The organism is Actinomadura rudentiformis (genome assembly GCF_008923185.1).
Classification (GTDB): domain Bacteria; phylum Actinomycetota; class Actinomycetes; order Streptosporangiales; family Streptosporangiaceae; genus Spirillospora; species Spirillospora rudentiformis.
On sequence record NZ_WBMT01000015.1, the window covers coordinates 267,101 to 285,467 of the forward strand.

The window sequence follows — 18,367 nt, forward strand, 5'->3', positions numbered from 1 at the left end:
CGCGGGGACCGCCGTCCCGGAGGGCGGGGTGGGGCGGTGTCTCAGCTCGCGGGTACCGCGCACATCCTCATCCGCCCCGACTTCACCGGCTTCCACCAGTCGATAGCAGCGGAGATCGCGCGCGTCCCCAGCGCGGTCACCATCCAGGTCCACGCCGACACCAGCCGCGCGGCGGCACAGCTCCAGCAGCTCAACCGCGAGGTCACCCGCCTGGGTGGCCGCCGCGTCGCGGTCACCGTCACCGCCAACACCGGGTCGGCGCTGGCCAGCATCGCCAGCCTCCGGACGGCGATGCTGGCGCTCGGCGCGGCCGGAGCTCCTGCGCTGCTGGGCATCGGTGCGGGCCTGGTCGGCCTCGCCGGACCCCTGGCCGGAGCCGCCGCAGGATTCGGTGCGCTCGCCGCCGTCGCTGTCCCGGCGATCACCCGAGTCCGGGAGGCGCTGACTGCTCAGAAGCAAGCCGCCGAGAATGCTGCGCAGGCCGCGGAGCAGGCGCAGGCCCGCGCCGCCGCGCTGGCTTCGGCGCAGCAGCAACTCGCCAACGCCGTCCGCGGCGCGTCGGCGGCTCACGCCCAAGCCCTCGACAACGTCCGGCAGGCCGAGCAAGCCCTTGCCGATGCGCAGCGCGCCGCGGCTGACGCACAACGGGCACTACTCGCCGCGCGACAGGACGCCGCACGCCAGCTTCAAGACCTTTCCAACCAGGTTGCCAACGCGCGGTTGGCCGAACGCCAGGCCGTGTTCGACCTGGCCGACGCGCAGTCGGCCTACAAACGGCTGCTGGCCGACCCCTCGGCGACCAAGGATCAGATCGCCCGCGCCAAACTCCGTCTCGACCAGGCGCAACAGGAACTCAAAGAGCGCCGTCTCGCCACTCAGCGGTCCATCGCCGATGAGAAGGCCGCCCGGAAGGCGGGCGTCGAGGGTTCGGACGCGGTTCGTTCCGCGCGTGACCGGCTCACCGAGGCCAATCGTCGCAACACCGAGTCGGAGAAGGCGCTCGCCAAGGCCCGCGCCGACGTTGCCCGCACTGATCGCGATGCCGCCGAACAGGTCGCCGCCGCCCGGCGTGCGCTGGCCCAAGCCCAGCTGCAGGTCGCCTCCTCGACCGACAAGGTGGCCGCCGCGCTGGCCGCGCTGACGCCGCTGGAGCGGCAGGTCATGGTCGGCTGGCAGAACCTTTCTGCCGCGTTCACCTCCTGGGGCAAGCAGCTCCAGCCGTCGGTGCTGCCCGCGCTGGTCAAAGGCATTGACCTGCTGCGGGTCTCGCTGCCGCTGGCCACACCGCTGGTGCAGTCGGCGGGGAACGCGGTCGGCGGACTTGTCGATCAGGCCGCCGCCGCGGCGCGCTCCCCGTTCTGGCGGCAGTTCTCCGGATGGCTTGGCCAAATCGCAGGCCCGGCCATCACCGGGCTGGGGACGCTGCTCGGCCGCCTCGTCACCGGGGCCGCCGGCCTCGTCCAGGCGCTCGCCCCGGTCGGCATGGTGTTCCTGGGCGTCCTGAACCAGCTAGCCGCCAAATGGGCCGCGTTCGCGACGGGGCTGACCACCAGCCCTGGCTTCCAAGCGTTCATCGCCCAGATGACCGGCCTCGCGCCGGTGATGGTGCAGGCGTTCTCGGCGGTCGGGTCGGTCGTCGGGAACGTCTTCGCCGCGCTGGCCCCCGCCGCAGCGCCCGCGCTGGGCCTGCTGCGGACCCTGGCGACGAACCTGGCCAACCTCGTCCGGCAGATCGGCCCGTCCCTCCAGAGCGTCCTAGGCGCGCTCGGCCCCGCCCTCGGGCAGGTGATCAGCGCACTGGGCCCGGCACTCGGGCGGGTGGCGGTCGCGCTCGCCCCCGTCTTGGTGCAGCTGGTCAACGGGCTCGCGCCGATCCTGTCGGGGCTGGTGCCGATCCTGGGTCAGCTCCTCGCGGCGCTCGCGCCGGTCGTCGGGTCGCTGATCGCCGGGCTCCGCCCGGCCATCACGTCCCTGTTGCCCGTCGTCGGGGTCCTTGCCGGGGCCATCGGCAAGATCCTTTCGGCGCTGTCGCCGATCTTCCCGGTGCTCGGCCAGTTCATCGCCCAGCTCGTCTCGGGGCTGCTGCCGATCTTGACGCCGATCGTGCAGGTGATCGCGCAGGTCGCGCAGCAGATCGCCGGGGCGCTGCTCCAGGCGATCCGCGAGAGCCTGCCGTCGATCCAGCAGGTGTACCTGTCGATCGCGTCGCTGCTGCCCGCGCTGCTGCCGCTGATCCCCGCGCTGGTGCAGCTCGTGCTGGCGTTCACGCCGCTGATCCCGATCACGGCGCAGTTCGTCGCGCTGGTGGTCACGGTGATGGTGCCGATCCTGCGGCTGGTCTCCGGTGTCCTCGTCGCGACCTCGGTGGTGATTACCAACGTGGTGACCGTCGCGGTCCGGCTGCTGGCGTCGGTGTTCCAGTGGGCCTTCGAGCACGTCATCCGGCCGGTGCTCAACGGACTGGCCGCCGCCACCCAGTGGCTCTACGACCGGGCCAAGCCGCTGCTGACCGCCATCGGCAACCACTTCAAGTCCATGGGCGACCGGTTCCGCGTTGTCTACGACACGCAGCTCAAGCCGGTCCTCGCGGCGCTGGAGACGGTGCTGCGGACCAAGGTCCAGCCGGTGTTCCACTGGATCGCCAACAACGTCATCGGGCCGCTGTGGCGGGGGATCGGGTCGCTGATCTCCAACACCTGGCAGCGGGTGATCTCCCCGGCGTTCGAGGCGATGCGGGGCGCGGTCGGGCGGATGGGCACGGCGTTCGACCGGGGCGCCTCAGCGATCCGGACGGCCTGGGACAAGGTCAAGAAGTACACCCGCGATCCGATCAACTTCGTCATCCAGACCGTTTACAACAAGGGCGTCGCCGGGACCTGGAACAAGGTCATGGACTGGCTGAAGCTGCCCAAGTCCCTGCACCTGGGGACGCTTCCGATGCTGGCCTCCGGCGGCACCCTCAGCGACCCCGCACTGGCGCGACCTATGCGCACGCGCGGACCAATGGCCATCGTCGGCGAGGGCCGACAGCGGTTTCCCGAGTACGTCATCCCGACTGATCCCCGCTACCGAGGCCGCGCCCAGGCCCTCTGGGCCAGCGCGGGGGGCGACCTCCAGATGCTCGCCAAAGGCGGCATCCTCGGCGGCTCCCTGGGTGGCGCGTTCGATGGGCTGCTGAAGGGGGTGAAGAACGCCGCCGGGAAGGTCTTCAATCTGGGCACCAATGCCCTGGAGCTGCTGACCGACCCCAAGAAGGTCTGGAAGCGGCTGACCGATCCCGTCTACGCCCAGGCCCGCACGGCCGCCACCAGTCCGTTCGGGGAGGCCGCGGCTGCGCTCCCAGCTCGGATCCTGGACCGGGCATGGACAGCCGCCGAGAAAATCATCGGCACGTTCTCCAAGGCGTTCGGGGGCGGTGCCGGTTCGGCCGGCCGCGTCATCCAAGTCGCCAAGTCCCTGATCGGCACGGGTGACAGGGGAGGCCGCGACAACAACCTCAACCAGTACAACGGGTTCAACGGTGAGGCGTGGTGCGCCGACTTCATCTCCTGGGTGGTCGACAAGGCCAACGCGACCCGCGCGTACTGGGACAGCCCGCGCGGGACACCACGCAACCGATGGGCCGCGGTCGCACAATGGAAGGCCGCCGCAGGGCGGATGCTGCCGACCAGCAAGGCCCGGCCCGGCGACCTCGCGGTGTACCGAGGAACTGGCCATATCAACCTCGTCACGGCCAACCTGGGTGGCGGCCGCATCGCCACCATCGGCGGCAACGAAGGACCGCTGGTGCGGGCTTCGACTCGGAGCGACGCGGATGGTGTTCTGCGGCCCGACTTCTCCCTGGTGCCCGGTCCCGGCGCGGGCGAGGGAGGCTCGCCGGGAGCGCTCGGCGGTGGTGCTTGGTCCGGTGGCGGTACGCCTTCCAAGAACCGTGCCCTGGGACGGCAGATGAACGCCGCCGCCGGATGGGGCGGCTACTGGTCCAGCTTGGACAAGCTGTGGAAGCGGGAGTCGTCGTGGAACCACCTGGCCCGCAACCCTTCCAGCGGCGCCTACGGCATCCCGCAGTCGCTTCCGGCCTCCAAGATGGCCAGTGCCGGATCCGACTGGCGCGCCAATCCCGCCACGCAGATCCGGTGGGGCCTGGGCTACATCTCGGGCCGCTACGGCAACCCCGGCCGGGCGTGGGACCACAGCGTCCGCACCGGCTGGTACGACGAGGGCGGATGGTTGGAACCGGGGCTCACGCTGGTACGCAACGCCACCGGACAGCCCGAACCCGTCCTGAACCGCGCCCAGTGGGACGCGCTCCTGCGGGCCTCTGAACGTGGGGTCACCGGCCAGGACGGCGTTCACTACCACGCACATTTCGACGGGATGACCGCAGCGGCTTACGAAGCACAGGTTCGCGCCGCACTTCAGGCCGAAATGGTCCTGGCCGGGCAACGTGACCGCGCGGGCCGCCGCAGGTAAGGAGGACCGCCCATGCCGCTCATCTCGGGGGCACGGGCGTCCACCGAACCCAGCGAGGCGCCAGAGGCACAGCCACTACGCATCACCTACACCGACCCTGACGGAACTGCCTGGGACTGGTCCAACCCACTGTCGGGATGCCTGGTCACTCACGTTGCTGGGCTCGGCTCCCCGCCGGCCACGGTCACCTCGACCGCGATCCCCGGCGGGGGAACATTGCCCAGCGACTACCTGCCCGGCCAGCGGCAAATTGTCATCGGCCTGGACGTTCACCACCCCGAACAACCCCGCTTTCTGGCGCTGCTCGACCGGCTCCACCGAGCTCTGTGGACCGAACGGTACGGCGTGCCCGCGCCCGCCACGCTTACCGTCGCGCGCCCGGACGGCACCATCCGTCGCCTCCTGGTCCTGTGCACCTCCGGGTTCGAGCAGACCGACGCCGACGCCGCACGATCCGGATACACCACTTCGACCGAGTTTGCCCTGACATTCGTCTCCACCCTGGACCCCATGTGGCTCGGTGCCCCAGTCCGGCTGGTGTTCGAGACCGGCGCTGCTAGCCCTGGCGTGCCCCCGCTTCCTCCCGTTCAGCTCCGCGCCCTGCGCGGGTTCGACACCGAGACGGTCACCAACCCCGGCAACGGCGACGCGCACCCGGTTTGGATCATCACCGGGCCTGGACGGCCCACGATGACCAACAACACCACCGGCCGCTCCTTCGGACTCTCCACGACCCTGACAGCCGGGGAGTCCGTCACGATCGACACCCGCCCCGCCAACCAGCAAGCCATCGACAACTCCGGGCAGGACCGCTGGAACGACCTAGTGAAGACCTCGCCTCGTGACCTGTGGTCGCTGCCATCTGGCGAGTCCCGGGTCACAGTCCAGATGGCCGAGGCCGGGTCGACCTCCCGAGTGGAGTTGACGTTCATGACCCGCTGGCTACGAGCCTGAGGCGACCAGAGGGTCAGAAGCTTCACCCCGCCCAGCGACCGGAGGTCTAAATCGGCGCACCGCACACCGCACCGTGACCGGATGGCATTCCAGCAGGTCACGGTGCGGTGTGCCACGGTAAAGCCACGATCAAGCAGCCGGACGCATTCCAGCCGCACACGTTCCTGGTGCGGCAGGACCTTGGCAGCCAGGCGCCGCCGGCCCTCGGTGTGCTGCTCGGGAGTCAACTGCACCGTGAGGATCTTCGGCATCGCCATCATCCGCCAAGCTCCTACCCGCAACTCAGTTGACTTCACTGATACGGCTTAGCGCTTCTCGATCGAGATGGGCGCTTGGTCGACCGTGGCCATGGCACCACCCGCGGTCTTGTCGACGGCGCCGAACGCGCTTTGGACGGTCTCGACCGTGCCTTCGGAGGCCGAGTCGATGACGGGGACGTTCGCGTCGGCGTGGGCGGGCGTGCTGAGGAGCGCGGTCGCCGCTGCCGCTGAGGCGAGGAGCAGCGGCGGGCGAAGACGGGCAGACATGGTCTATTCCTCCGTGGAGTCGGGGGCTGTAACCAACCCAAGCTGTTGACTTGGAGTAACTTTACTGTGACCTTACGCGTCCAAGCAATGCGTAGCCATCCATTGACTCTCTGTTATAGCTTCAGGCTGTCCGACCCCTCAGGAACGACTGGAGGCCCCCGTGGGCATGCTTCGCACCGCCCGACCCCGCAATGCCGTCCGCTCGCGACCCCGCACGGCAGTCGCCTGTCTGGTGACCCTCACGTGCTGTGCGGCGGGCACGGTCCCCGCCGCCGAGGCGACCGCTGCAACCGCGCCCCAGTCCGCCTCGTTCACCGTGAGCATGTGGGAAGGCAACAAATTCTACGTCGATGTGAAGGGCGGGAAGGTCCGCTTCGACAAAAACGAAATCTTGGTATACGGCGCCACGGTCGAACGCGCCATGTGTCAGTCGTTTTTCTTCTTTGGATACGATCTCTACCTGCGGGCGCGTCCCCGCCGGGCCCAAGGTCCTCAGCCGGATTGGAGTAAACCGGAGAAAGGAACCATGTGCACTGGTAGTGGGGCCGTGGACCCCGACCTTAATTCAATTAAGGTGCCCTGGGACAAAGACGACAAGAACCTGACCCACCTACAAATCCAGGTGTACGTGGCAAGCCCGGTGAATAGCTACGTATCCTCACACGAGCAAGAGGCGCGCTGTCCCATTAACGCCGGCGCCGAAAGCAACAACTGTCAGTAAGCGGCAATCCCCTGGAAATGCCATAGGCAGGGGCGGTTGCTCTACAGACGCACCGCTACGGTGGGCATCACCAGCGCCAGGCACAACGGCCAGGCCATCGCACCACCATATAGCGCCCGCATGTACGCGACGGCCAGCGACAATAGGCACGGCAGCGGCTTCCACGTCGCAGGCTTGGGCACGATCAGAGGAAAGAGAAGCGGCAGAATCAGGACGGGCGACCGTCTGGAATTCGCCTGGTCCAAGATTGGCTCTCCCCTGCGTCAGGCGAATGTTTCATATCACACGGCTGTCGGCGTTACGATCGTCAGCTGTAAGATGCCAAGCCGTCCTGGCTAAGGCGAGGTCGTCCCGCTAGGTTTGGTGCATGAACGTGATCCAAGCTGGCGCGTGGGGTCTCGTCGGAGGGCTGGCCGCCGCCTTGATCTCCCTATCTGCAGCGGTGGCCGAGGCGGGGTTCCGGTGGCCCTGGCGTGGCAACGTCGATGGAATAGAGCCCCGGCTATTCGTTGTCGGTGCAGGGCTGATCCCATGGCGGTGATGACCACGAGCCGCTCCAAATTGAAGCCGACCGGGAACCCCACCCGCACCAGCACCCGGCCGACATTGTCCGGATGAGGGGGCGGCGGCCGCGATGCTGTCGAGCACCTCGCACAACCTCAGCAGGATCGCCGTGCTGTGCACCCCGAGCCCGTAGGAGATCACCCACCACCGGCCGTCGTCGAGCACTCGGTAGGAGAGGAAGGGGGCGCGTTGAGGATGGGTAGCTCAAACAGTGCCGTCAAAACAGGCCCCCCTGCTCTGCCGGCTCGGGCTCTGGACACAGGCGCGGGGGCTCGGTGTGGAACTGGCAGAGGTCCCGGGCGTGGCCACCGGCGCTCCTGCGGGTGAACCATCCAGCCCGACATACGGCGACCTCGCGGGGCTAGAGCACGTTGCTGGCGGATGGCACGTGCAGGCGAGTGCAGCACTGCCCGTACTCGCAGTCGAGGATCACCTTGGCCGTCAGCGACTCCGGAGTGGTCACGCGAGCGCGGGCAAGAGCCTGCTCGACGGTGTGCACGTGGTGGCGGCCGGTGCCTGGCAGGCCCTCAACGCGGTACGGGTCGTGGCCTTCGCGGTCATCCCGGCGCCGATCGTACCTCCTCCAGCTTCGCGGGATCGTAGACCGTGCCGAGTACCCCTGGCATTCGCCTTGCGGAGCTTGTCGAAGTCGTCATCGCTGAACAGCGACAGATCCACATCCCTGCGCCATGGGCACTCCGCGCAGAGGAACGTGCAGAACTCGACGTTCTCAGATCCGCACCGGTCAAATCTGCGCCGGTCAGGTCCGCGCTGGTCAAGTTCGCGCCGGTCAGGTGTGCGCCGGTCAGGTCCGCGCCAGTCAAGTTCGCGCCATTTATAAGCCCTCTGCCAACCACGTAAGGACTCGCATGGAGACCCTTCACGGCAATAGCGACGAACGCAGGCTCGTGTTCGTGCTCGTTCACGGCGCCTGGCATCACGGCGGGCACTGGGCGGCAACCGCTGAGGAACTGCGCCGGCGAGGACACAAGGTACACGCGCCGACGGTTACAGGACATGGACCGGGTGCGGCCCGGAACGTCACGCACACCGACGGAGTCGCCTCAATCGTCGATTACCTCGACGAACACCAGCTCAACGAGATCGTCCTTGTCGGGCACTCGTTCGGTGGAACGATCATCAGCAAGGTCGCGGAGCAGATACCTGACCGGATTCGCCGCCTGGTCTACTTCAACGCGTTCGTGCTGCCTGACGGCGGTTCGGTGTTCGACGAGATCCCGCGGGACATGGCACGCATGATGCGCCGCAGTCTCGTTGACGGAACGGTCATGTTGCCGTTCGAGATGTGGCGCGAGCGGTTCGTCAACGACGCTGACCTCGCGGTCGCTACCCGTACCTTCCGCACGTTGTCGCCGGAGCCGGTCGCGATGCTCGAAGACCACCTCGACCTGCGGCAGTTCTACAAGCTGCTGGACGCCGGCCGGTTGCGTTCGTCCTACCTGTACGCCACCGATGACAACAGCCTGCCGCCCGGTGAGGCGTCCGGCTGGCATCCCCGCTTCTCCTCCCGCCTTGGCCTGTGTCGCCTGGTCCAGATGCCAGGCTCACACGAGGCACTGCTCACCCGCCCCGGTCTGCTCGCTCGCAAGCTCGTCGAGGCCGGACGCGACTGATCTCCCTTCGCAGAAACCGGATGTCGTCATGAGCCGCGAGGTGGTGGTGCGTGATGGCGGTGCTGATTGAGCCACTAGAACTGGCGACCCTGCGGCGCGGCTCCCCGATCCCGTTCCGCAAGCTGGAGATCAACGTCATCTGGAACGCGGTCGGCTCCTTCACCCTGGAGATGCCGGCCACGGACCGAACCTGGGCGCTCATTCGCCTGGACGGCAGCGGCAACCTGCTGCCGATCGGGATCGTTGTCGACTGGAATGGCATTACGTCGTTCTCGCTGCGTGCGGAGGGTTGGGCGTACAAGCGGTCCCTTAACCCTGAGACAGGCCGCATCACCGAAGCCCTGATCCTCACCGGTTCGGACCTGCTGAGCCTGCTCGCCAACCGGATCGCCTTCCCCGACCCGACCAAGACATGGGCGCAGCAGCCCACCACAGCCCGCGTCTACACCGGCGCCGCCGAGACAGTCATCAAGCAGATCGTGGCCGCCAACCTCGTCACGCCCGGCGATCCGGCCCGCAAAATCCCAGTTCTGGACGTGGCACCCGACCAGCAACGCGGCCAACAGGTCTCTTACAAAGTCGTACCGATCAGGCCTGCGGCGGGCCCTGCGGTTGGCGACACCCCTACCATCGGTGCCTCCCTCATGGACATGGTGCGCGCGGTCGCGTTGCAATCTCGCATCGGCGTGCGCCTCGCCCTGGAAGGCACACGCCTCCGCTTCGACACCTATCTGCCCCGCGACCGATCGCAGCGGGCGGTGTTCTCGGCGGCGCTGGGCAACCTGGCGGACGCTGACCTGGCCGTCGCCGACCCGACCCTCACAAACGCGCTGATGCAGACAGCCTCACCCGCCTACTTCGAGCAGGCCGGACAGGGCAGCAACGATTCGTGGACGCGCGTTGAGCAGGTCATCGACCAGACCAGCACCGACACCGACGCGGCCGCGGCCGCGCGTGAAGCCCTCGCCAAAGGTGCCGGGACGGTCAAGCTCGCCGTCAGGGCAGTGGACCTGCCCAGGCTGCGGTTCGGCGCGGACGTGGACGGAGTCACCGGCTACCAGCTCGGAGACATCGTGACCGTCGACATCCGCGAGGACGTCACCTACACCGATCTCGTTTCGCGAGTCCAGCTCGTCGCCGACGCCACCGGCGCGGCCTACCGCGAGACAGTCACCCCCGAGATCGGCGCCGACCAAACCGCCGACGACAACACCATCACCGCCCAGCTCGCCGTGCGGCTGCGAGCGGTCGAGCAGCGTCTGCGCGCGACCGCCCCCTAATCCAGTTCTTCCGACCTTCCCGCCAGGCCACCGAGGTCATCGGGCGGTCCGACCATGCATGAAAGGCGGCCGGATGGCAGACGACATCGCTTACCCGATGCCGGGACAGATCTCCATGACGACCCTGGCCGAGTGGGAGGCGTACTTCACCGCCGCAGAAGCCTCTGGGGTGGCCTGGGGCCTGGATCCGGCGCTGAACGTTTCCGCTCGCACCGCGACGATGACGGCTGGCGGTGCGCTGCTCCGCGGCATCTATAAGCCGCTCCAGGCGGGGGCCTCGGTCTCGATCCCGCCACCCGCGACGCAGAATCGCATCGACCGGTTGGTGCTTCGCCTCAACCGGGACGCATCCGACCCAGCCGACTTCGTCAAGCCCATGATCGTGGTCGGCACGCCCGGCCCTACACCTCCCGTGCCAGCCATTCAGGCAACCCTCGGGACGCACGGCATGTGGGATCTGCCGATCGCTCGCTGGACCTCCCAGAGCAATGGGTCTATGGCCGGACTACTGGACGAGCGGTTCTGGCTGGGGAACGCACCGATCCTCTACAGCTCCTACGCCAAGCCGACGCCCACGCGGCGGACCCTCGGCTTGGAACTGGACACAGGGCGCGTCACCCGCTGGGACGGGAGCACCTGGGTGTCGCTGATCGAAGACACAGGCGACCTCCCTCTCTCGCTGAAGCCCAAGCAGGGCGCCAACGACTACGGCTGGTCCTCCGCGGGAGCCAACGTCGGGCGGCTCGTCAGTGGAGTCGTCTCCCTCGTCATCAACGCCAAGTTCCACCCACACACGACTCAGATCAACCTCCCAGACGGCGTCCTCGTAGCGACCGTCCCCGCACCCTTCCGAACTCGCCGCTCGTACCAGCACTTCGCAGCTATGACCAACACCCGGATTCACGCTCGGGTCGAAGTCACCACCAGCGGTGAAGTGTGGATGCAATACACGTCGCCCAACGACCTCGGTGACAACACGATCTTGCGGCTCACCATGACCTACATCCCTTGAGAGGCCGGTGATCATGGGACGCCACTGGTTCGGCGCAGGTCTCGCGGATTGGACGTTCACCACAGGGGACGGCTCCGTCCTGCTACTCGCCCCTTCTGCGGTGGTCACGTTCTGGAACGCCCCCACCGGGGGCGTTCGCTACACCGACCTGCTCAGCGCGGGCGAAGCACCCATGGACGCCGTCGTGTCCGGAGACGGCGTCAACACACCGGCCGGAATGCTTCCACGCTTCCAGGGACCGCCCGAGGTTCTCGGAATGTGGGCAGACGCCGGCGCGGGAACCCGCCTCTGGATCACCGCAACCGACCTCGGTGACACCATCGCGAGCCTGACAGCGGCGACCACCTGGAGCTCTGGGCTGCGTGAGTTCCTGCTGACCGGCCAACCTGGCCAGGTTCTCACGAAGGACTCGGACGCTGGCGCCCTGTACGGGGCACGGTGGGCGTCGCTTCCCAGCACCGCAAACAGCCCGTGGGTGAACGCGGTCCTCAGCCCTTACGACGCTGATCCGACCGGCCGCGTTGACGCGCGACCCGCCATTCAAGCCGCGATCGACAACGTGGCCAACCAGGGCGGCGGTGTGGTGTACCTGCCCCGCGGCGACTACCTGATCGGCTACACCAGCAACGTCGGCGGTACGGGCTGCGCGGGTGGACTCCAGATGCGCACTGGTGTGACTCTGCGCGGAGAGTCCCGCTACGCCACCCGCCTGATCGCCGCCGGTACATGGGCCACTGAGACCGCGGTCATCGGCGTCGGCTCCCGAACCGTCAGCCGATCCGACGTCCATGACTGGGCCGTCACAGATCTATGGATCAAGGCCAGCCCCGGTAACACCCACACTGAGCCGACTGCGAACCCCGCGGACGGAATCCTCCTCAACACCACCGGCCTGACGATCGAGCCGGACGCAGCCAACCGGCTCGAACGGCTTCTGATCTGGGATCTTCACGAGGGCCTGGTCATCATCGGCGATGACGACCAAGCCATGATCGTCTCCGACGTCCGGCTCCGCCGGTTCTGGCGGCGAGGCGTACAAGTCGGCCGCGATGACGGCAGCGGCGGCGCCCCAGACAACAAGTTCCACCTCCTGGACGTCTCCGGCGCGAACCACAGTGGCCAGGGCTACGCCGGCATCGAGGTGTACGCAGCTCAGTGCAACTTCTACGGCTGCGGATCCTGGTACAACCGGCGCAGCAGCGCCTATGTCGAATCCGCCGACTACAAAGACGGCGCGGGCTTCTACAACCGTGGCGTCCGCAACGTCTACTCCCATTGCCAGGCCCAGGACAACGGAGGCCACGGCTTCCTACTGAGACTTGGCAAGTCCCAGCTCACCGGCTGCTACGCCGAGACCTCCAGCCGCTACGACACCCTGTCGGGTGAAGCGCGGCCATATGAGTGCTCCGGCTTCTACATCGGGCCCCAAGCCTCCGAGCTCACCATCGACGGGGCCGTTGCGTTCAACCGGACCATCGGCGAATCCGGCAACCAGAAACACGGATTCGTCATCGACGCGGCCGCGCGCAACATCCGAGTCAGCGGCATCGCCTACGACAACCGGTCCAGCGCCCAAGCCACCGACCCCGCGGACGGCGTCCACTGGCTCGGCGGCACACCACACGCCAGCCACCAGGTGCGAGTCCTCTCCGCGTACCAGAGCAACCGGCTGACCATCACCACCGACACGAACTCCTCCAGCGGAACCGGCGTGGTGAACCGGCGGCAAGACGCTGCCGAAGTCACCATCACCGGCAACTCCCTAGCCGACGTGCCGAAGCTGTCGGCCTCCGTCCCAGGCGGCTCGCGCTGGTACCGGTTCGAAGCGTTCGTGCTCTACCGGGCCGACGCCGACGCCAACGCCAGGATCGGAATCAAGATCACCCGAGACACAGCGTCCGGCACTGTCGAGGCCAACTGGCAGGCCAACTTCGTCACCCCTGCAGGAGCGGCGGGCTGCGCCTACTGTCTGTCGACCCCCGCTGTGACCCGCTATGTCGTCGCTGACGGAGACGGCGCTGTCACCGGCGTGGGCTGGGCCAATCAGCGCAGCCTGACGATTGTCGGGGAGTTGTACGTCGCACCGGGCGTCGGCACCGCAACCCTCACCCTCCAGGCATGCGAAGACACCGGCACCGGGGAAGGCGTGCGGGTCAAGGAGAACAGCTTCCTGACCGTCACGCCCCGGACCGTCACCTGACCGGCGCTCCGCCGCGCGGTACCGACACCTGACCAAGGAGGACGGGCCCGTGACGCTGCCCGAACCCACCCTCGCCGAGCTCGCCCGAACTCTCGGACGCATCGAGGCCGAGATCGGCAGGCGGCTGGATGACATCTCCTCCCGCCTCGGCCGCGTGATCAGCATCGAGGTCTACAACGCGCACCGCGCGGCCACCAGCGAACGCCTGGACGACCTCGCCGCCGAGATCGCCGACCTGCATCAGCAACGCCGTGCCGACGATGAACGCCGCGCGGCCGACCGCCGCATCATCACCGGCGCCATCACCACAGCCGTGCTGTCGCTGATCGTCTCGCTGCTGGGCGCCACGATCATCGCCGCCCTCGGCGTCAAGTAAACCCACACGCCTCCAAGCCCCCCGGCCGCCGGCCTCGGGGCTTTCCGGCATGCCCAACCTCAAGGAGTCCTCGTGCCCGAGCCCGCAGAAATCGTGCCCACCCGCCCCGCTCACCAAGCTGCGGTGCGGCCCGAAGACGGCCCCCAAGACGTCCCGCAGGACCCCGGGACGGCCGTCGCCTCCGAGATCACCGACGACGGGGAGGACAGCTGATGCCCACGGCCAAGGACATCCTGAGGATCGCCCGTTCCCAGCTCGGCACGAGCGAACGCAGTGACGGCTGGACCAAGTACGGCGCCGCCTACGAGGACCGCAAGCACGTGCGCGGGTTCGCCCGCGCCGCATGGTGCGACATGTTCGTGGGCTGGTGCGCCGTCCAGGCCGGAGCGCTGTCGATCGTCGGCGACTTCGCCTACACGCCCAGCCACGCCCAGTGGTTCGCCGACCGAGGCCGCTGGGGTCACAAGCCCCGCGTCGGCGCCATCATCTTCTTCGACTGGAGCGGATCTCACTCGCGTCCGGCCATCGACCACGTCGGCATCGTCGAGGCCGTCCGCGCAGACGGAAGCGTGGTCACGCTCGAAGGCAACACCGACAACGCCGTCCGCAGGCGCGTCCGCCGATCAGGGATCGCCGGGTACGGCTACCCGGCCTACTCCACCGGTTCCCGCCCGCCGAGCAAGCCCGATAAGCCCAAGCCCGGCACCGCCGCGCCTCGCTGGCCCGGCCGCTACATCACCCAGCCGCCCGCAACGTCCGGCAACGACGTGCGGACCTGGCAGCGGCAGATGCGCGCCCGAGGCTGGCACCTGGCAGTGGATGGGGTCTACGGCCCGGCATCCGAAAAGGTCGCCCGCGCCTTCCAGAAGGAGAAGCGCCTTCAGCAGGACGGCGTGATCGGCCCTGCCACCTGGGCGGCGGCCTGGACGGCTCCCCTCACCTGACCCCGGCAGACCCCGCGGTTTTGCACCGCGCCGCAGCACCCGGGTGGCCGTCAGCGTGCCTGATCAGTTCCAGCGCTCCGGCTTTCACCACTTCGATGCCAGCCCGGTCCTGGCCTTCACTTCGACATCCTCATGACAGGAGACACCATGTCCCCGTCCATCGTCCGCACGCTTGTCCCGCTGATCGTCGGTGCACTGCTCGGCTGGGCCGCCCGCATCGGCCTGGACCTGCCGTCCGGTGCGGTGACCGAGATCGTGACAGTCTCGGTTACTTTCGCCTACTACACAGCCGCTCGGCTCATCGAGACACAGTGGCCTGCGATCGGCCGTTGGCTCCTGGCCGCAGGAATCACCGGCCAGTCCCCGGTATACGTTCCGGCCGCCACCGCCCAGCGCCTGACCAAGCCGCCCACGGTTTGACCAGTCGGTCCTGAGGCCCGTGTCCGCATCCTTACGGAGGCGGGCACCAGAGCAAAGAGCGCCCCGTCCTTCCGGCCTCGTCGGTCGGGTGGGCGGGGCGCTTCCGTCGTTAATGCTTGCCAATGGACGGGCCGGGTGAGCTCAGTGGTCGTGCTGTTCCGTGCCACCGAGCTCGTCGTACCGTGCTCGGAGCTTGCGGTTCTGCCGAACGAACTTGGCGCTGGTGGCCGCGATCACCAGTGTGACCAGCACCCAAAGGATCAGCGATACCGCCCCTTCAAGCTTCTGGCCCGTCGCGTACTTGAAGACCGCTCCAGCCCCGAAGAACAGGTTGAGAATGACGAGGCGAGGGCGAGGCCACGGCGTGGCCAGCCGGTAGGTGAACTTGATCTTCTTGCTCACGAGGGGCGCTTTCCCTTCGTCTGTGATGTCGCTGCGATCACCGCTTGCGCCGGTTCTTCCTGCGGGCTTTCCGCGCTGCCTTGGCCTTGTCGGTGCGCTTCTTCCTCTGCTCGGGGGTCAACTCCTCTGGAGGAGAGCCGTCCCGCATCCGTGGCGTCCGGCGGCCGGTGATGCGGTGTCCGCCGCGTGTGAGCGCAGAGAGTTCGATGGCGGCTTTCTCTATTCGCTGCACCGACTTCTTGAGGCCCGTAAGCTCCGACGGCTCGCGGCGCTGAGGCGGAGTCACCTGGCCACCCCCTCTCCTCCGTCACCAGATGGCTCGTCAGCGGAGCGGGTGTCAAGGATGGTGGCTTGGCTTCGCCTTGCCGGGCAGTCACCGGTCAGGCGTATGAGGTGGATGAGCATGCCTTGCGGGTCCTGCACGTTTCGCGCATAGTCGAGCTGCCGCTTGACCAGGGCTCTGGCCTCTTCGGTGAGCGGGTGATCGAACAGGCACCAGCACTTCGGCGGCTGGGCCTGCGTTGGTTGTTGCGGATCGGATGTCGGCATTGCGGCCTCTCTTGGTGAACGGCCGGGCCACGGATGTTCCGGCCCGGCCGTAGCAGGTGGGGACGGTCAGACCGACGGGGGCTCGGCGTGGTAGCCGACGTTCTGCAGCAGTTCCAGGACCTCGCCCACGGTGCGAACGGTGTGGTGCGGGAACTCCAGGAGATAGGTGTCGGGGGGCGCGTTGACTGCGGCGGCCTTGCGACAGATGCGGGCGATGTATGCCGGGGGGTGACCGATGTGCTTGAGATGCTGGACCAGGTACGGGTAGCCGAGCTCGTCCAAGTCGACATCGTCAGCGTCCACGTGTGACGGGACGCCGAGCCGCTCGCGAATCTCCAGCGGCGCTTCGCTGGCGGTCCACCATTCGGTGCCGTCCCACATGGCGGTATCAGCGGGGGCCTGGTCCTGATGGGCTTTGCGGCATAGCTCGGCGATCTTCGGCGTCGGCCACCCGCGCATCTCGCCGTAGCGCACGATGTATTGGTAGCCGTGGCTGTCCCACACGCCCGCGCGTTCGATCTGCCACATCGGCGTCGGGTCCCAGTACAGGTCCCGCTCGACGATGTAGGGCAGATCTCTGCCCAGGACCATTTGCTCCAGGGCCGAGAGGTACTGGCTGCCCCACTCTCCGTCGTTGGGGGCGTGACTGAACTTCATGTAGCCGAAGGCCATCCACTCTCCGGTGCCGATCTCCTGCCACATCTCGGTGACCCAGAAGTCGACGGCGCCGCCGAAGTAGTGGATGTGGGCGATTTTGTCGGCTTCCGGCACGTTCTCTTGGCCGCGTTCGCCGGGGGTCCGGTCGATGACGCGCGGAGGCGGCAGGAACTCATGGCCGCGACGCTTGCGCTGGGTCTCTTCCATGGGCAGCCGGCTGCGTGAGGGCATGCGTGATCCCTTTCATGGGTGAGGGAGGTGGGCCCCGGAAGGCTCGGGCGGTGACCCTTGCGCCGGGCTATGCCGGGCTGGTCGTTCCTTCCGGGCCTTCCGGGGGCGGGGTGGGTTCCAGGTGCAGGAGCGAGTCGGTGCGCTGGCGCAAGGGGAAAGGGAAAGCCAGCGCGGGTCGCATGCCCGCACCTGGAACCGGTGCTGGGTAACGCGTGACGAGACGCGCGAACCCAGCGGCTAGTGGGGGATGGCGGCCATCAGCTGTTCGAGCTGCTGGAAATGCCGCACGATCTCCTCGTGAAGGCGGTGAGCCATCGGCCGCGCGGCTGCGGGCTCGGGGGCGTCGGGGATCTCGCCGGGGTTGGCCAGGCCGAGCGTGACGGTCTCGAACTGTTCGGAGTACAGGTGTAGAGCCTTGGCCTGTTGGAACACCTCGTGCCAGGTCTCCCGGTCGCTGCTCTCGCTCACGCGGCCCGGTCTGCTGTGGGACGAACGCTGTACGTCACTGAGAACACGCGGGTGCGGTGGTTGCGGCGGATCTCGGTGATGCCCCGTTGCCATCCGGCTTTGGTCGGGGCCCAGTCGGTCGCGGCGGCCTTTTCCTGGAAGTGCTGAGCCAGGGCCTCTACGGCCGCTTCCTCGGTGGGGTGTCCCTGGGACATCACAGAGGTGACGGGTGCGTGGTTGATCTGGGTGGTCTGGATGGTCTCCCAAGTGCTGCCGCTCTGCGGCGGGTCGCCCTCGCGGGGCTGATCAAAGGGGCGGCGCGACATGGTTCCTCCCTGCCCGGACTTCCAGCCCTATGAGGACCGCAATCCGTATGGCTTGCTGTGCTGACATGAGAAACATTAGTCACCCATTCGCCGGATGTCAACACATCAGACAAACTTGTTCAATAATGTCTGGTGTATTGACAGTACTTGGAGGCTTGTCATAGAGTCACACATGTCAGCACAGCAATCCGATTGGATTGAAATGAACCGTACCGCGCTGGTGCTCGCACCAACCGGGCTCCTACAAGAGCTTCCGTTCTCACCGCAGGACCAGACCAGCGACCAGGTAATTCATGAGATCAACGCGGCGATCGGCTGCACCGTGTCCGCAGTCGTGCGCCTCACCGACACCTTGGAAATGTGGCTGGATGAGGAAGGGATAAGGCGTCAGCCGGTGAACGTCTACGCCACTCTCCTCGCACGCCGATACGGCTTCGTTCACCAGGATTATCGGGGCGTAGCGCTGCTCGCGACCGTCGACCCGCACGGAGTACCGCTGGGCCTGGAGCCCAGCCAGACCGCCGCTCTGCGCTCGCAACTTCTGAGCCTGCCGGTTATCCCCCCGATCCACTCCCCGTCCTAAGCCACCGAGGGCCATGGACGCGACACCGCCCCCTCCTTCAGGCCCGCACTACACCTTCACCCACGGT

At 67.5% G+C, this 18,367-nt stretch carries 20 protein-coding genes; 12 read left to right on the plus strand and 8 right to left on the minus strand.

The window, feature by feature from the left end:
- The first annotated feature begins 36 nt into the window (after positions 1–36).
- Together F8566_RS53075 and F8566_RS30305 are read left to right on the plus strand one after the other, a co-directional pair.
- Complete coding sequence (locus F8566_RS53075; protein ID WP_151565252.1) at positions 37–4,473, plus strand: aggregation-promoting factor C-terminal-like domain-containing protein; 4,437 nt, start codon at positions 37–39, stop codon at positions 4,471–4,473.
- A 12-nt stretch (positions 4,474–4,485) separates the two neighbouring features.
- Positions 4,486–5,427: a phage tail family protein gene (locus F8566_RS30305; protein WP_151565253.1), complete on the plus strand. Its 942-nt coding sequence runs from the start codon at positions 4,486–4,488 to the stop codon at positions 5,425–5,427.
- 305 nt (positions 5,428–5,732) lie between these two features.
- On the opposite strand, the gene F8566_RS30310 is transcribed toward F8566_RS30305, so the two are convergent.
- Positions 5,733–5,954 (minus strand): hypothetical protein, encoded by a 222-nt coding sequence (locus F8566_RS30310; RefSeq protein WP_151565254.1) that lies wholly within the window; start codon positions 5,952–5,954, stop codon positions 5,733–5,735.
- A gap of 160 nt (positions 5,955–6,114) precedes the next feature.
- Between F8566_RS30310 and F8566_RS30315 the strand changes: the two genes are divergently transcribed.
- Positions 6,115–6,675: a hypothetical protein gene (locus tag F8566_RS30315; protein WP_151565255.1), complete on the plus strand. Its 561-nt coding sequence runs from the start codon at positions 6,115–6,117 to the stop codon at positions 6,673–6,675.
- A gap of 1,121 nt (positions 6,676–7,796) precedes the next feature.
- Here the strand turns inward: F8566_RS30315 and F8566_RS53080 are convergent.
- Positions 7,797–8,177 (minus strand): pentapeptide repeat-containing protein, encoded by a 381-nt coding sequence (locus F8566_RS53080; protein ID WP_404800362.1) that lies wholly within the window; start codon positions 8,175–8,177, stop codon positions 7,797–7,799.
- On the opposite strand from F8566_RS53080, the gene F8566_RS30325 reads away from it, so the two are divergent.
- The 8 genes from F8566_RS30325 to F8566_RS30355 all read left to right on the plus strand — a co-directional run bounded on the left by F8566_RS30325 (position 8,109) and on the right by F8566_RS30355 (position 15,105).
- Positions 8,109–8,873: an alpha/beta fold hydrolase gene (locus tag F8566_RS30325; protein ID WP_151565257.1), complete on the plus strand. Its 765-nt coding sequence runs from the start codon at positions 8,109–8,111 to the stop codon at positions 8,871–8,873. The genes F8566_RS53080 and F8566_RS30325 overlap by 69 nt on opposite strands.
- Positions 8,874–8,926: 53 nt before the next feature.
- Positions 8,927–10,153 carry a Gp37-like protein gene (locus F8566_RS30330; protein WP_151565258.1) on the plus strand — a complete coding sequence of 409 codons (1,227 nt, stop codon included), beginning with the start codon at positions 8,927–8,929 and terminating at the stop codon, positions 10,151–10,153.
- A 73-nt stretch (positions 10,154–10,226) separates the two neighbouring features.
- Positions 10,227–11,165, plus strand: a complete 939-nt coding sequence (locus tag F8566_RS30335) for a hypothetical protein (RefSeq protein WP_151565259.1) — start codon at positions 10,227–10,229, stop codon at positions 11,163–11,165.
- Positions 11,166–11,178: 13 nt separating this feature from the next.
- Positions 11,179–13,365: a glycosyl hydrolase family 28-related protein gene (locus tag F8566_RS30340; protein ID WP_151565260.1), complete on the plus strand. Its 2,187-nt coding sequence runs from the start codon at positions 11,179–11,181 to the stop codon at positions 13,363–13,365.
- A gap of 49 nt (positions 13,366–13,414) precedes the next feature.
- Entirely contained in the window at positions 13,415–13,741 is a 327-nt protein-coding gene (locus F8566_RS30345; RefSeq protein ID WP_151565261.1) for a hypothetical protein, read from the plus strand.
- A 72-nt stretch (positions 13,742–13,813) separates the two neighbouring features.
- Positions 13,814–13,954, plus strand: a complete 141-nt coding sequence (locus F8566_RS50205; RefSeq protein ID WP_192809931.1) for a hypothetical protein — start codon at positions 13,814–13,816, stop codon at positions 13,952–13,954.
- Positions 13,954–14,685: a CHAP domain-containing protein gene (locus F8566_RS51615; RefSeq protein WP_151565262.1), complete on the plus strand. Its 732-nt coding sequence runs from the start codon at positions 13,954–13,956 to the stop codon at positions 14,683–14,685. The genes F8566_RS50205 and F8566_RS51615 overlap by 1 nt, the downstream gene beginning before the upstream one ends.
- A gap of 147 nt (positions 14,686–14,832) precedes the next feature.
- A complete protein-coding gene (locus F8566_RS30355; protein ID WP_151565263.1) occupies positions 14,833–15,105 on the plus strand; it encodes a hypothetical protein in 273 nt (90 codons plus the stop codon).
- A 141-nt stretch (positions 15,106–15,246) separates the two neighbouring features.
- Here the strand turns inward: F8566_RS30355 and F8566_RS30360 are convergent, their stop codons facing one another.
- The 6 genes from F8566_RS30360 to F8566_RS30385 all read right to left on the minus strand — a co-directional run bounded on the left by F8566_RS30360 (position 15,247) and on the right by F8566_RS30385 (position 17,717).
- On the minus strand, positions 15,247–15,507 hold the full coding sequence (locus F8566_RS30360) for a hypothetical protein (RefSeq protein WP_151565264.1): 261 nt from the start codon (positions 15,505–15,507) through the stop codon (positions 15,247–15,249).
- Between the two features lie 37 nt (positions 15,508–15,544).
- Positions 15,545–15,793 carry a hypothetical protein gene (locus tag F8566_RS30365; protein WP_151565265.1) on the minus strand — a complete coding sequence of 83 codons (249 nt, stop codon included), beginning with the start codon at positions 15,791–15,793 and terminating at the stop codon, positions 15,545–15,547.
- Positions 15,790–16,056, minus strand: a complete 267-nt coding sequence (locus F8566_RS30370; RefSeq protein ID WP_151565266.1) for a hypothetical protein — start codon at positions 16,054–16,056, stop codon at positions 15,790–15,792. The genes F8566_RS30365 and F8566_RS30370 overlap by 4 nt, the downstream gene beginning before the upstream one ends.
- Before the next feature lie 66 nt (positions 16,057–16,122).
- Positions 16,123–16,944, minus strand: coding sequence for a hypothetical protein (locus tag F8566_RS30375; protein ID WP_151565267.1), 822 nt, complete (start codon positions 16,942–16,944; stop codon positions 16,123–16,125).
- Positions 16,945–17,181: 237 nt separating this feature from the next.
- On the minus strand, positions 17,182–17,412 hold the full coding sequence (locus tag F8566_RS30380) for a hypothetical protein (RefSeq protein ID WP_151565268.1): 231 nt from the start codon (positions 17,410–17,412) through the stop codon (positions 17,182–17,184).
- Positions 17,409–17,717: a hypothetical protein gene (locus F8566_RS30385; protein ID WP_151565269.1), complete on the minus strand. Its 309-nt coding sequence runs from the start codon at positions 17,715–17,717 to the stop codon at positions 17,409–17,411. The genes F8566_RS30380 and F8566_RS30385 overlap by 4 nt, the downstream gene beginning before the upstream one ends.
- A gap of 172 nt (positions 17,718–17,889) precedes the next feature.
- On the opposite strand from F8566_RS30385, the gene F8566_RS30390 reads away from it, so the two are divergent.
- The gene (locus F8566_RS30390) at positions 17,890–18,300 is read left to right on the plus strand and encodes a DUF3846 domain-containing protein (RefSeq protein ID WP_192809932.1); all 411 of its coding nucleotides are present in this window, start codon (positions 17,890–17,892) and stop codon (positions 18,298–18,300) included.
- Positions 18,301–18,367 lie beyond the last annotated feature (67 nt).